Below are 14103 nucleotides of genomic sequence, written 5' to 3' on the forward strand. Positions count from 1 at the left end.
CTAATGCTCTCCCGTAAGCTTTAATCCCATAACACCGATTACAATCAAACTGACTGACAATACCCTCCAAAGACTGGAAGATTCACCGAATACGATAATGCCCAACAAAAAAGCTCCTGTGGCACCGATTCCGGTCCATACTGCGTAAGCCGTTCCCATCGGAATTGTTTTTTGAGCGTACCAAAGCAAAAACACACTGATGATCATGGAAAAAATGGAAAATCCGATCCAAGGGATTTTATATTCACTCGATTCCGAAAGTTTGATTCCCAAAGGCCAACCTATTTCAAATACTCCGGCCAGGATTAACACGATCCAATTCATTTTTTTCTCCAGAGACCATCTTTTTAAGGGCCAATTTAGGGTCAAACCGACCTTTCTTTTCCATGTGGAACGAAGAACAACTGGCAATCATCGAGTCCAAAGCAAATAGAAAACAAGTAATCGCAGCGGCAGGTTCGGGCAAAACATCTACCATGATCGGACTTTTGGAAGAACAAGAAAGAAGAAGGACCATCCTACCCCAAAGAACTTTGATCGTTACCTTTACAAACAAAGCAACCGACGAGTTCAGAGATCGAACAATCACAAAACATTTGTCAAACGAATATAGAATTTCCACTTTCCATGCGTTCTGTTTTCAATCGCTCCGAAGACTTCACCCTCATTTCAAAGAAAGAGGAATCCTGATTTTAACCGACGTCGAAAAAGACAAACTTTCCAGAGATATCCTCAACAAACATAAATTCAAGATAGGAGGGATTCCTTTTTCCATTTTGTTCAGCCGAAACGGAAAATTATTCAAAAAGGAATTTCCCGAAGTCTATGAAAGCTATCAAAACGAATTACTGGAATACAAACAAAAAGAACAAAAATTCGAATTTGACGATTTGATTACTACGGTTCTATCGGAATTGGAATCCGGAGAGAGCTGGACCAAGGAACTGACAAATGAATTCGATTCCGTAATTGTTGATGAGTTTCAGGACACGGACTGGTTTCAATTAAGAATATTAAAAAAAATGAATATAGAAAATATGACGATCGTTGGCGACGACTGGCAGGCGATATACGGATTTCGGGGAGCTACACCGGAACCATTCTTATCTTTTCCTGAACATTTTCCCGATACGAAAGTATTTCAATTATGCAAAAACTATCGTTCCTTAAAAGGAATCATCGACCTTTCCGTTTTACCCATCCTAAGAAATAAAAACAAAATCACAAAAGAAGTGATCTCTCACAGACAAGGAGAGATGTTTTATCTATCTCTTGTGATGGAACATCCCAAAAGGGATCGGCAGATCATTAAAGAAAAACTCAAAACCTTTTTTGATACCGACCCGGAAACAGTTCTGCTCGTCAGATCCAATTTCAGAAGAAGAGAATGGATCGAATCGGGAATTTCCCCGGACAAGGTGCTGACAATCCATGCATCCAAAGGGCTTGAATTCGGAACGGTCATCACGGATATCAGCTCCGGCTGGAACCTAACAGGAGAATCCGATGAAAACGATATGGAAGAGGAAAGAAGAATCTTATACGTTGCTCTTTCCCGTGCAAAAGACAAACTCATCCTCCTCGGAAAAGAAAAATCCGAATCTAAAAAAGGACTGGAAGACGAACTATTCCGTTATTTTCCGAAGGCCGATACAAGAACAAAAGGCGCTTTACGCCTCCCTTTCCTATGGGGAAATGGTAAAACATTCGGGGGATTAGCTCAGCTGGTTAGAGCGCTACCTTGACATGGTAGAGGTCGCTGGTTCGATCCCAGTATCTCCCAAATGATTTTGTAAAGTACCTTCCCGTTCACTTTACATTTCATCCCCCTGTTTGCCCAGCTGCATTTTTTTATCCTAATCCAAATCTAACAATCAGTAGTCGGCTACAGCTTCCGACAACAAGATCTTGCTCGGAGTCATGTTGAGCAAGTCGTCCCATAGGCACAGCAAGAGCAGTACTAAAAGGAATTTCGTGAACTTCCCGCGGCATAAACCGTTCATTATGCACTGCTTCTTTATCGCTAATTTAATTCTGTGCTGGAATTCCATCGTCCTTAAGGGCTTCTGTGGCATCACCTGCAAAAAAAGACATTTACTACTACCCAGGAATGCTACAAAAACTCGGTATTTATTTGTCCGCTTTGGCCTAGCGGAACGACCAGAACTTCTCACCTAATTTTAACGACGACCTTTCCTTTTGCACGTCCGCTTTCAACATAAGCCATAGCTTCATTCGTTGCTTCGAATGGAAATACCTTATCTATAACCGGACGTATAATACCGGAATTGATGAGAGAAGTGATCTCACGCAATTGATTTCCGTTTGCTCTCATAAAGAGAAAGGAATAGTGTATGTTAAATCTTTTTGCCTTTTTCCTGACACTAAAACTCAAAAGTCGCATAATCAATCTCACCAACCACGGCGCCTGAATTTCTTCCGCAAAATCCGGATCAGGCGGTCCGGAGATAGAGATAAGCTTTCCTCCCGACTTCAGTACTCTTATAGATTTTTCAAGAGTCTTTCCGTCTTGGCTATTCAAAACAACATCGTAATGACTCAGAACTTTTTCGAAATCATCTTTCTTGTAGTCGATCACAACATCTGCTCCGAGGCTCTTTACCAAATCCATATTGGGGGTACTTGTCGTTGTTGCTACGGTTGCGCCCAAATGTTTTGCCAATTGAATCGCAAATGTTCCTACACCGCCAGAGCCCGCCTGAATGAAAACTTTTTGTCCTTTCTGTAAATTAGCTTTTTCAACTAGCGCTTGCCAGGCGGTCAAACCAACCAGAGGTATGGAAGCTGCTTCTTCCATAGTGAGTGCTCTAGGTTTAATAGCAAGGTCCTGCTCTTTCATTGCAATTAACTCTGCAAAAGCACCGATTCTATAGTCAGCTGGTCGTCCATAAATCTCGTCCCCCACTTTAAATTGTGTTACACTGGATCCTACTTTAAGCACAACTCCTGCCACGTCATGGCCCAATACAAACGGTGTTTTATAAGACAAAATGAGTTTGAACTCTCCGTTTCGAATTTTGGAATCCAGAAGATTGACTCCGGCGGCCGCAACCCGAATCAATACTTCGTCTTCTTGCATCTCCGGATCCGGTATTTCAATCGATTTCAATCGTGTTTTCTTTCCGTAATGACCGACAATCTGTGCTTTCATTTAATTTTCCTTAATACTAAAATATGTTTGCTGTTACTGTTTTTTTTAGTTCACATTCTTGGGGCTAAATTTTGATTGTAAAATGCAAGTAACACTACACTAAAAGACTTGCAAAATGCAAGTAATAAAGAAGTTTTTTATGACCCAAATAAAAAAAAGATCAGATTGCCCGATTAGTTGCTCCCTCGATATGTGGGGAGACAAGTGGTCCCTATTGATCGTCAGGGACCTGATGTTTGCAAAAGAATGTACCTATGGCGATTTCCTAAAATCAGAGGAAGGAATAGCCACCAACATTTTAGCGTCAAGATTACAGACGTTGGAAGAAAATAAGATCATAGAGAAACATGATCATCCCGATAGCAAAGCAAAAGTGTTATATAAGTTAACTCGAAAAGGAATAGATTTGCTTCCCATACTGATTGAAATAAACCTATGGGCTGAAAAATATTCATCCATACCCGCAGATAGAAAAGCGATGTTGAAAGAGGTGAAGAAGGACAAGCCCGGGTTCATCAAAGCAATGACCAAAGAATTAGAGCGGACGTGACCTTTAAGCAAACCATGTCCAATATTTGCTGACCAAACGCAAAGGTTACGATTGGTCAGCGAATAGATATGGCATTTTAGTTTTATTTACGTTTGGTTCACTCTCTTCAAAATTGCGCCTTCAAAAATATTATAGGCATACTGTTGTAGCGCCAGAAAAATCGATGCACCTTTTCCTACAGGATAACTGAATTTAGGCGTTCTTTTGCCAACGATATTCATTACCTTGTCTACGACAGGTTCAGGACCTGGGGCTTTATCGAATTCCCTTTTCGTGAATGCTGAAATCTTTTGTCGGTATAAATCGTATTCATTTATGCTCCCGGTTGCTCTAGCTGCATTTTCACCAATATTGGTTTTGAAACCCATCGGCTCCACCATACACACCTTGATGTTAAATTGATTCAATTCAAATCTGAGTGCTTTAAAATATCCTTCCAAAGCATGTTTAGAGGCAGAGTAGTAAGCGACATTAGGAAGACCGATTAAACCTAAGAAAGAACCGATTGTGATGATTTTTCCTTGTCTTTGTTTTCTGAAATAAGGCAATAACTCATTTGTGAGCTTGACTGTTCCCCAAAAGTTTGTTTCCAACTGCTGTTTTCCCAATGCAACTGAGGTCTCTTCGGCAAGCCCTGTTACCAAATAGCCGGCATTATTGATGAGCACATCGAGTCGATCGATTTGGCTGAATAGTTGCTTGCCGAAAGATTCAATCGAGTTGTCATCGGAAATGTCCAACGGTAATAATTTGAAAGGCAACTGGGATTGGTATTTTTTCGGATCACGGCTCGTACCAATTACATGATAACCATTTTTATGCAGCCTGCCTGCGATAAGGAGTCCAATACCGGAAGATGCCCCTGTTACTAGAATTGTTTGTTTCATTTTTCTGGCGCCCACTATATTACTTTCAATATACAAGTAATATTCGCATAAATCCACTTGCAAAATGCAATCACTTTTTAATTATTTCAATGTTTAAATCCAAAATAGTTCGGATTATCAAATTTCGACCGCCCTGGGACAGGTGATGAATTCGTTTTTATATTTGCAGACACATAAAAAAATCCTTACTCCCATAAGGATAAAGATTGCATTCTAAAAATCATAAATTAGATTATAGCGGATCATATGAAGAACCGACTGCCTCAAGAAGAATCCTTACTGGTACTCTATTTTATTATTTATTCCATCGTCGCAGGCTCTGTCCTGGTTTTTACCGATTTAAGCCCGGGTTGGAAATTATTTTCCCTTACGATTTTCTTTCATATCAGTTTCCTTTCTTTGACGAAACCGTTACGTTGGCACATACCTTTTCAAATTTGGAAGTTTTTATTGCCTCTTTCCATTCTTATGGTTTTACCGGATTGGTTCTTATCCGAAGTATTAGGTGTTTTGGTATTTCCTGAAGACGGATTTCCGAAAATAGGAACTGTCGCCGGTTATATGGCAGGACTTTGGGTGATTCCCCTCTTTATATTAGTATATACCGGAATCAAATTGGAAGAAAAGTCCGTTTCCATACTAGGAACCTGCTTATGGGTGGCATTTTTATCTTTAGCTATTTTTGGTGCATCGGAAGCAACTATGTGGATTCTATCTTCCTGGTATGCTCAAAATGTAAAGATGATCGGCCATGTAGCATTGTATGTGCTTGTTCCTGAAATGATCTTGGGTGTGGTAAGCTATCTGGCATACCAGGGATTTTCCGGAGGACCGTATATCATCCAAATAGGTATGGCGGCTTTGATTATGATTCAATATACAGGTAGTCTTGCCATTTCCTATTTGGTGATAGAAAAAATCTTTTGAAGAAGATATTCTTATCTTCCCTAACGGTTTTTCTTCTATTAGCGATCATTCTCTTTTTTCCCTGGCTTGCGGAAGAAAGAATCATGAACGAAAAAAAAATTTTGCGTTGAAGATGGCGGAACATTTTAAGGGAAAGAAACAACCTTAGAAATGCTTGCTTCCAGAACTTAAAATTGAACTCTAGAGGGATGAATTCGTTTTTTCGTCGTGCTGCGGTATTTTTTTTGGTTTCCGCCGCAAGCCTTCTCCTCGTCGAATTTGCACTTCGATTTTTCAACCCTCCCGCCCTACAGTATTATAGAGATGTAAAGTTATTACACGCCTACCATCCGGATTATGGAGTGAGTTTACAGCCGAATGAAAGCAGATTTGTCCGGCATTATTCAGGAGCCTGGGAAGGCAGATTCACTACAAACTCTCTGGGACAAAGAGGCAAAAAAGAACCCGATCCCAATGCTTCGAAACTTCTTTGTTTGGGAGACAGTATGGTCATGGGATTCGGAGTCTCCGATGAAGATACGTTTTGTTCCCAATTGGACGAATTGGAACTCTCCGGCGAAAAATACCAAGCGCTCAATATAGGTGTGGATGCTTACGGTTCGCTGGGAGCGGCAAAACGTTTGGAAGACATGACAAACCAATTAACAAATGTTAAAGAAGTCTTATTTTTCATTTCACCGAATGATTTCACCATGCCGGAAGTATTACGCAACCAGGGAATTCTTCCCGATGATGAAACGGATGCACTTCATGAAAACGATTTGGTTTGGAAAAGAAATTTCCACATCCAATTCGAAGCTACCCGAATCTCGTTTTTTCTCCAAGCATTGAAGTTGGGATACGAACAAACCAAAGTCCAGATCGCTATTTCCCAAACATCCGCCCGAACGGAAATCCAATCCTTATTCACAAATCCTCTCCAATATATAAAAGAATCCTTTTCCAGAACTCCCAAAAAACCGATCTGCGACCTGACAAAATCGGAGACCGAAAATCAAATCTGTCCGGAGCCAAGTCTTGCAAGTGAATTTCCGTGCACGGACAAACCCTCTCCTCCCGAATCATTACCCCCTCTACCGAATGTCACTATTGCTGCTTACGAAAGGATGATTGCACTGAGCAAAGCCAAAAATTTCAAACTAACACCTGTTTTTCTACCAATGCAAATGGAAGAAATTTTTTGTTATGCTCAAGGCAAATATAGTCCTTTGGGAAATTATTCCATCCAAGCGGAATCCTTTTGGGAAAAGAAAAAAGTCGATACAATCAAACTCTTACCTTATGTAAAAAAAATGTGCGGAGCTCCGTTTCAAAAAAAGACCGGAGAGATGGGAAAAGCAGGTATAAAGGATTATTTTATACCCGGAGATGGCCACCTAACAAAAATAGGAAACCGATGGGTTTCAGATGCGCTTAAGGAAGAATTAAAAAAAGGTATTCGTTAATGTTATTCAATTCCGCTCATTATTTTATTTTTGCACCGATCGTAATTTTATTCTATTTTGTTTTTCCGAAAAGATTTCAAACACTTTGGTTGTTTGTCGTAAGTTTGTATTTTTATGCGATATTCAGGGTTCCTTTTTTACTTCTACTGATCTTTTCCTTCGTAGTCACCAAATTGGCAGTAGATGCAATGGAACGGACTGACAAAAGAGGTTCTAAAATATTCTGGTTGAACGTATCCATCTGGAGTAATCTCGGTCTTCTGTTTGTTTTTAAATATTTAGATTTTTCCATTTCCGCCTGGAACAGTCTCTTTGGGCTAAAAGAATGCGATCCGGGTTTTGTTTCCTCTTTGGGAATCATTCTCCCTATGGGAATCAGCTTTTTTACTCTTCAAGCTGTATCTTATGCGGTGGATGTATTCAGAGGAGTAGTTCAGCCGGCGAAGTCCATCTTCCATTTCGGTTTGTTTATTTCTTTTTTCCCGCAATTGGTAGCAGGCCCGATTCTCAGAGCAACGGACGTATTGAGTCAGTTTTTGGAACCGAAAGAATTTCAAAAAGAAAACCTGGTCAAGGGACTCAAACAACTGTTTTGGGGTGTTTTCAAAAAAACATTTATTGCAGACCCAGTATCCTACGCCATCGATCCTGTTTTCGCAGACCCGAGTAGCTACAGCGGAGCAGCCATCTGGGTTTCCGGAATCCTGTTCGGAGTTCAAGTATATTGTGATTTTTCCGGTTACTCCGATATTGCGATCGGAACTGCCAGAATTTTAGGATTTCATATTCCCAAAAACTTCGACAGACCTTTTCTATCGGGAACACTCGGCGAACTTTGGCGAAGATGGCATATTTCCTTCTCCAGTTGGTTAAGAGAGTATGTTTATATTTTTCTGGGAGGAAGCAAACGCGGAGAAATTACAACTTATATCAATCTATTCATTACCACTTTCGTATCCGGAATTTGGCATGGGGCGGATTGGACTTATATCATATGGGGAGCTGTACACGCAGCAGTGATGGTTGTAGAAAGATTTGCATTCAAATTCAAAGCTATAAAAAATGCCTGGGATTCGGTTCCTCGTGCCATCCAACCGATTTATCCGTTTTTTGTTTTTATAGTGACAATATTTTTCTTCCGCGCAAGACCAACACCCGCCTATCCCAATGCAGTGGATGTTTCCTTTCTGATGTTAGGTAGGGCTTTCACATTGCCGGAAGGACTCATGTTGGATCTTCCTATTTCGTTAATTTTAGTAATCGGATTCTTATTCTTCGTTGATATAGTTCAGAATAACAAAGAAGACTATTTCGATTTTATCACGGAACGTCCTCTGTTTTTATACACTATCTGTTCCGTTATGTATATCACCGCATTTCTCATCTATAGCGTAACGGTATCCAGTCCTTTCCTATACTTTCAGTTTTAGTTGTTAGCAGATAAAAAACAAAAACATTCTTAGTACATAAAAAACCCGGGCGAATAAAATCGGAACCCGGGTCTTATTTTTTCGTTTAACGAAACTAGAATTGAACTTTAGGAGCGTTTTCCACCGCTTTCACATCTTCAACAGTGAATGTAGGTTTGCCTTCATAGCCGAATGCTTTTGCAGTTAGAACAGCAGGAAACTGACGAATATAAACATTATACTCTTTAGTTGCTTTGATAAAGCGGTTACGAGCAACTGTTACACGGTTTTCCGTACCTTCCAATTGCGCCATCAAATCTCCGAATCGTTCACTTGATTTCAACTCAGGATAATTCTCCTGAACAACAAGCAATCGGGAAATAGCGGAGCCCAATTGTCCTTGAGCTTGATTGAATTTGGCAAATGCCTCAGGATCGTTAATCAATTCCGGTGTTGCTTGAATGGAACCTAATTTGGAACGGGCATCTGCAATACCTTGTATGATTTCTTTTTCTTGTTTTGCGAAACCTTTCACAGCCGCTTCCAAATTGGGAATTAGATCAGAACGTCTTTTGTATTGGTTGAGAACTTCAGCCCAAGCCGCAGTCACTTCTTCGTCCAATTCCTGGATTTTATTATAACCGCAGTTAGTAAGAAGGGATACAAAGAGAAGAACAATCGAAAATCGTCGAATCTGTTTAATCATAGAATGTGTTTACCTAATAGTTAGAGTAGGTGCAAGTGAAATTCGGAAAAAAAATTAATATCGGAATCGTTTCGTAGCCAAAAACCAGTTTTTTTCCTCATTTTCCAAATAGGAAACCAATTCCGAATCGGGAATGCCCCCATCCAAATATTGGAGCAATTTGGTATCCCCGGCGAGGAGTTCAATCGCGGGTTTGTCGGAACGAAATTCATATACCCCTTTCAAATATTGAAATTCATCCGGAAAAAGTTCTTTCAGGTTTTTTAAAAAAAACAAAGTGAAATACAAAGAATGAAACTTTTTAGGATTTTCAATCAGTAGTTGATAACCTTCGCATATTTGATCTTTGAATTTATGAAATGTAGGCAAAAATCTAAGAGGCCTCAGTATAACAGTAGTTGTTTGGTGAGCTTTCAAACGTTTGTCCAACTCATCTTTCGCTTTTCCTTTCAAATAAGGAGCTCCGAAAGTTTCAAACGGCTTGGTGGTGCCTCTTCCTTCGGAAAGATTGGTTCCTTCCAAAAGGCATTGCCCGGGATACACATAACAAGTATTTTGTGTAGGTATGTTCGGTGAAGGAGGAACCCACAACAAAGTTTGATACGACTTTGGATGATACACTCCGATCGGGATGCCTGCAATCTCCACTTTCAAATCAAACGTTTCGTTATAATAATTGAGAAGCCCGGCAGGACTTAATCCGTGCCTGTGCGGAACGGAACGAACTCCCACAAATGATTCGAACTCCGCCGCAAGGGGACTGCCCTCCACTTTGTCTCCGATTGGATTCGGAGAATCGACTACGATAAAAAGAGGGGCTTTGCCCGTTTCTTTTTTCAGTTTGGAAACACCTTCCAAAATATAATAGGCAGTAGTTAAAAAAGTATAATACCTGGAACCGACATCCCTGATATCAATGACGATGATGTCCAATCTTTGCAGTACATCACGCGGAGGAACAAGACTTTCTTCGTTGTCACCGTAAAGGTTTACTATATTGCAATCACCAAACATGTAACCAAGTTCGGAACCGCTTACCTGGTCTTGTAATTCCGCAAAAAGGCCGTGTTCCGGTAAAAACAAAGTATCGATTTTAATATCTTCGCCAAAAGAAATAAAATGATAATTTTTATTCCAACCGAACGCACTTTGGTTGGTTAGAATTCCCGCACTGCAACCTGAGAGTTTTTTAAGATTTTTTATAAACTTCATTTATTTTTTTGAATGATTTCTTTTGCTAAAATGGATTTTTCCCAAATAGCCTTGATCTTTTCCAAATCCAAACTACGGTTATCTGGATTAAAAATTTCGATCACTTCTTCTAAAGCGGATTTATAATCACTCAGTGAATTGAAAACATAAGATCTGTTTTCTTCAAAGATAGACAACCACATCTCCGGATTTGAGCCTGCGATCCTTGACATATCACGAAAACCACCGCCTGTGATCGGTTTGGTGCTCTCTTCTATTTGTTTTTTCGCAACAGGGTTCGCAATTGCTGTGTTTACCAGTAAGGTCGATAGGATATGGGGAAGATGCGATAAATAAGATAATGTTTCATCATGTTCCTTTTCCCCCATCTCCAAAGTCCATGAACCGATGGTTTCCCAGAAGTTCCGAACCAAATCCACAGTTTCCCGTTTTGCTTTTTCCGGTTTGGTCACGATACACAATTTGTCCTGATAGAGATCTTCTTTTGCCGCTTCCGGCCCGGAATGTTCCGAACCGCACATAGGATGGGAAGAAATGTACTGATGAGCCGTATCAAAATGGGAATTCACTGCAGTGAGTATGGTTTCTTTTGTAGAGCCCAAATCAGTATAAACGGTCGTCCCGATTTTCGGAAGTTTCAGAATCGTTTCAATCACGGATTTGACGGGCGTGGAAAAAACGACAAAATCGAAGTCGGAGAATGTTTTGGTTTGATAAAATTCAGATTCGGTTAAAACATCATGAGAAATATTTTTTTTTTGAATCGTTTTTTTTGAATTTTCGGAACGCACAACGCCCGTAACACGGGCATTCGGAAACTTTTTCTTAATAGCAAGAGAAAGAGAACCTCCCATCAAACCCATCCCGAAAATCAGGATGTTTTTCCAATCGTTCATAAATTCTGTTCCGCAAGCGGGTATGAGCCGAGAATTTTAAAGGAAGAACATTCTTTTTCCGTTTCTTTTAACAATTCTTTGATTTTCGGATCATCCTTATGACCTAGGAAGTCTATGAAAAAATTATACTCCCAGAGATTGCGTTTGAGCGGTCTGGATTCGATCTTTGACATGTTAATGGATCGTTCATGAAACTTTTGTAAGATGGTATATAATGCACCGGTTCTATTCGGAACGGAAAAAACGAGTGAAGTTTTGTCTTTTTCGGTTTTTGGACATTCCGTTTTTCCTATCACCAGAAAACGGGTAGTGTTCCCTGAAAAATCCTCGATTCCGTCATGGATCACTTGTAAGCCGTAAATCTCCGCAGCAATATTCGATGCGATGGCAGCTCCGTCTTTTTTTTCAGATACGATTTTTGCCGCCATAGCAGTGGAAGAAGTTTCGATGATTTCCGCATGAGAGAGGTTAGCTGAAATCCAATTTCGACATTGTTCGTTTCCAATTCGAATTCCGTAGATTTTTTTGATCTTTGTCAGATCGGTTTCGAAACCCAAAAGGGAAAAACGAATTCTTTGATATAACTCGGAGTAAATGGTAACATCCGAATCCAAAAGCATATCCAGAGTGGAACTCACCTGGCCTTCGGTGGAATTTTCAACAGGCACCACTCCGTAATCGATTTTGCCGGACGCGGTGGAACGAAATACATCGGGAATCGTAGGCATTCCCACGCTGGTAAGCGTGGTTCCGAATTTGGATCGCAATGCTTCATGGGAAAAAGAACCCTCCGGTCCCAAATAACCGATCTCTAACGGATGTTCCAAAGCAATCGTTCCCGACATGATCTCACGGTATATTGCGCGGATTACGGATGCAGGAAGAGGTCCCTTGGATTTGCCCGAAACTTTTTCGTATACATCTCTTTCCCGATCGGGTCTGTAAATAGGATCACTTGAATTTCTTTTGATGCGTCCGATCTCGGAAGCAAACTCCGCTCGTTTTTGGATGAGGTCGATGATGTTTTCATCCAAAGAATCGATTTGAATTCTAAGTTTTTTTAAATCTTCTTCCGTGGAACTCATAGTGATTTATCCTCTAAAACTTCGGAAGGATCGGAAACAGATTCAGCAAGCGGAGCTTCAAGTTCATCATGAACCTGCAACTCTTCCGGCAATAACTTCGTATCAAAGTCAGGATTCAATTCGTCTCCGTCTTCGGTAATGGAAATCGTTTCCGGATTGAAATCTTCGAATTTTAATTCTTTCACTTCCACAGGGGTAGGTAGATCTGCAAGTTTGCTAAGCCCGAAATGTAATAAAAAATCGTTCGTAGTACCGTATAAAGTCGGTCTACCTGGAACTTCTTTTTGTCCAACTGCTTTGACAAGTTTTTTGGAAATGAGACTTGCCACCATGGCACGGGAAGATACTCCCCTAATCTCATCTAACTCGGTTAATGTGATCGGTTGCTTATAAGCAACGATAGCCAAAGTATCTAGAGTTCCCCTGGATAAGGTCTCGCGTTTTTTATCTTTAAAAATATTGGATAAGGCATCGGAATATAATTGGTTGGTGATGAATTGATAACCGCCGGCGATTTCACGTAATAAAAATCCGCCCTCTTTTTCCTGATAGTCCAGGATCAATTCATCCAATAACTCACGGGCCTCTGTTTTTTCTATCCCGGAGGACTTAGCAAGTGAGGAAAGTTTGATCGGTTCGGAGGACAAAAAGAGAAGAGCCTCAAGCAGGCCTTTGATGTATTTACGATCTTCCAAGACTTAAGCAACCCGAATGATTTTAATTTCGCCGAATACTTTATGTTGCACAACCTTACAAATCCGAATCTTTACTGTTTCGAGCACAGCTAAAAACCCTGCTACGACTTCTTTTTTGTCCGGTGAAGTAGATGAAAAAATATCGGCAAAATGAATTTCACCTTTTTCATCTAACAATCGTTGTAGGTATTCCATTTTATCTTCTACTGAAAATTGGCCGTGACCTTCGAACAAAGGAGCTTCTTCTTCATTGGAAGATTCTTTTTCCAAAATGGAATTGAATGCGGAAATCAAATCGACAAGACTGACATCCAACCAAGAATCTTCTTCTTCCAAAACCTGGTTGGTTTCACGAGTAAACATACCAGCCGTTAAACGATCTAATTCGGCGAGTTTTCTCCCTGCGATTTGGAATTTTTTATGTTCTAGTAGCTTATCTACCAATTCTTTCGGGAGAGGAGGATCATAATCCTCTTCTTCAAAACCAGGGTCGGGCAAGAGTGCTTTGGATTTCAGATACACTAAATGAGCCGCCATTACGGCAAACTCGGAAGAAAGTTCAATCGAAAGAGATTGGCTAGTTCTTAAAAATTGAATGAAGTCCGAAGTGATGCGAGAGAGAGAAATCTCAAAAATATCAACCTTATAACTATCAATTAAAGTCCAAAGAACGTTGATCGGCCCTTCGGTCAATCCTCCGTCCTGGTTATTCCAACGGACTACAAATGATTGTTCCTGGTCTTTGGTCACCGAAACTAAATACCTAATGCTTTTGCGGCAGCCTGTTGCAATCTTTCCGGAGGAAAAGGTTTCACTACGAAATCTTTTACACCCATCTTGATCGCTTTCGCCAAAAGGTCTTCCTGACCTAGAGCGGTTACCATAATGATCTTTGCTGCAGCATCGAATTTAATGATCTCTTTAGTAGCTTCGATTCCGTCTTTTTCACGCATAGTGATATCCATCGTTACCAAATCAGGCTTCAAACTTTTATACTGTTCAACCGCAATATTGCCGTTTTCAGCTTCACCAACGATCTCGTGTCCCGCGCCAACCAATGCGTCTTTAACAAGTGTTCGCATAAATTTCGCATCGTCTACTACTAGTATTCTTGCCATC

Annotated in this window: 14 protein-coding genes, 1 tRNA gene and 1 pseudogene; 6 read left to right on the forward strand and 10 right to left on the reverse strand. The window is 40.4% G+C overall.

The window, feature by feature from the left end; all coding sequences use genetic code 11:
- Complete coding sequence (locus DI077_RS12465) at positions 1 to 324, reverse strand: DMT family transporter (protein ID WP_109019074.1); 324 nt, start codon at positions 322 to 324, stop codon at positions 1 to 3.
- 62 nt (positions 325 to 386) lie between these two features.
- On the opposite strand from DI077_RS12465, the gene DI077_RS12470 reads away from it, so the two are divergent.
- The gene (locus DI077_RS12470) at positions 387 to 1745 is read left to right on the forward strand and encodes an ATP-dependent helicase (RefSeq protein ID WP_109019073.1); all 1359 of its coding nucleotides are present in this window, start codon (positions 387 to 389) and stop codon (positions 1743 to 1745) included.
- Positions 1710 to 1783 (forward strand) — tRNA-Val (locus DI077_RS12475). The genes DI077_RS12470 and DI077_RS12475 overlap by 36 nt, the downstream gene beginning before the upstream one ends.
- A gap of 387 nt (positions 1784 to 2170) precedes the next feature.
- Here DI077_RS12475 and DI077_RS12480 read toward each other — a convergent pair.
- Positions 2171 to 3172 carry an NADP-dependent oxidoreductase gene (locus tag DI077_RS12480; protein WP_109019071.1) on the reverse strand — a complete coding sequence of 334 codons (1002 nt, stop codon included), beginning with the start codon at positions 3170 to 3172 and terminating at the stop codon, positions 2171 to 2173.
- 139 nt (positions 3173 to 3311) lie between these two features.
- On the opposite strand from DI077_RS12480, the gene DI077_RS12485 reads away from it, so the two are divergent.
- Entirely contained in the window at positions 3312 to 3722 is a 411-nt protein-coding gene (locus DI077_RS12485; protein WP_109019555.1) for a winged helix-turn-helix transcriptional regulator, read from the forward strand.
- Between the two features lie 86 nt (positions 3723 to 3808).
- Here DI077_RS12485 and DI077_RS12490 read toward each other — a convergent pair whose 3' ends face one another.
- Positions 3809 to 4609: an SDR family oxidoreductase gene (locus tag DI077_RS12490; RefSeq protein WP_109019070.1), complete on the reverse strand. Its 801-nt coding sequence runs from the start codon at positions 4607 to 4609 to the stop codon at positions 3809 to 3811.
- Positions 4610 to 4855: 246 nt separating this feature from the next.
- Between DI077_RS12490 and DI077_RS12495 the strand changes: the two genes are divergently transcribed.
- From DI077_RS12495 to DI077_RS12505, 3 genes are all read left to right on the forward strand, one after another.
- Positions 4856 to 5536 carry a DUF6989 domain-containing protein gene (locus DI077_RS12495; protein ID WP_109019069.1) on the forward strand — a complete coding sequence of 227 codons (681 nt, stop codon included), beginning with the start codon at positions 4856 to 4858 and terminating at the stop codon, positions 5534 to 5536.
- Positions 5537 to 5724: 188 nt separating this feature from the next.
- Positions 5725 to 6981 carry an LA_2490 family SGNH/GDSL-type esterase gene (locus DI077_RS12500; protein ID WP_109019068.1) on the forward strand — a complete coding sequence of 419 codons (1257 nt, stop codon included), beginning with the start codon at positions 5725 to 5727 and terminating at the stop codon, positions 6979 to 6981.
- A complete protein-coding gene (locus DI077_RS12505; protein ID WP_109019067.1) occupies positions 6981 to 8411 on the forward strand; it encodes an MBOAT family O-acyltransferase in 1431 nt (476 codons plus the stop codon). Before DI077_RS12500 ends, DI077_RS12505 begins: the two co-directional genes overlap by 1 nt.
- Positions 8412 to 8505: 94 nt before the next feature.
- Here DI077_RS12505 and DI077_RS12510 read toward each other — a convergent pair whose 3' ends face one another.
- The 7 genes and pseudogenes from DI077_RS12510 to DI077_RS12540 all read right to left on the reverse strand — a co-directional run bounded on the left by DI077_RS12510 (position 8506) and on the right by DI077_RS12540 (position 14102).
- The gene (locus tag DI077_RS12510; protein WP_109019066.1) at positions 8506 to 9096 is read right to left on the reverse strand and encodes a LemA family protein; all 591 of its coding nucleotides are present in this window, start codon (positions 9094 to 9096) and stop codon (positions 8506 to 8508) included.
- Between the two features lie 54 nt (positions 9097 to 9150).
- Positions 9151 to 10308, reverse strand: coding sequence for a DUF1343 domain-containing protein (locus DI077_RS12515; protein WP_109019065.1), 1158 nt, complete (start codon positions 10306 to 10308; stop codon positions 9151 to 9153).
- Positions 10305 to 11204 (reverse strand): prephenate dehydrogenase, encoded by a 900-nt coding sequence (locus tag DI077_RS12520; protein ID WP_109019064.1) that lies wholly within the window; start codon positions 11202 to 11204, stop codon positions 10305 to 10307. The genes DI077_RS12515 and DI077_RS12520 overlap by 4 nt, the downstream gene beginning before the upstream one ends.
- Complete coding sequence (gene pheA, locus DI077_RS12525; protein ID WP_109019063.1) at positions 11201 to 12289, reverse strand: prephenate dehydratase; 1089 nt, start codon at positions 12287 to 12289, stop codon at positions 11201 to 11203. The genes DI077_RS12520 and pheA overlap by 4 nt, the downstream gene beginning before the upstream one ends.
- A gap of 155 nt (positions 12290 to 12444) precedes the next feature.
- Positions 12445 to 12957: pseudogene (gene scpB / locus DI077_RS12530) on the reverse strand (SMC-Scp complex subunit ScpB); the annotation flags it as partial.
- A gap of 30 nt (positions 12958 to 12987) precedes the next feature.
- Positions 12988 to 13734 (reverse strand): segregation and condensation protein A, encoded by a 747-nt coding sequence (locus DI077_RS12535; RefSeq protein ID WP_174705617.1) that lies wholly within the window; start codon positions 13732 to 13734, stop codon positions 12988 to 12990.
- Between the two features lie 5 nt (positions 13735 to 13739).
- A complete protein-coding gene (locus DI077_RS12540; RefSeq protein WP_109019061.1) occupies positions 13740 to 14102 on the reverse strand; it encodes a response regulator in 363 nt (120 codons plus the stop codon).
- Between the last annotated feature and the right edge of the window lies 1 nt (position 14103).

The organism is Leptospira kobayashii (assembly GCF_003114835.2).
Classification (GTDB): domain Bacteria; phylum Spirochaetota; class Leptospiria; order Leptospirales; family Leptospiraceae; genus Leptospira_A; species Leptospira_A kobayashii.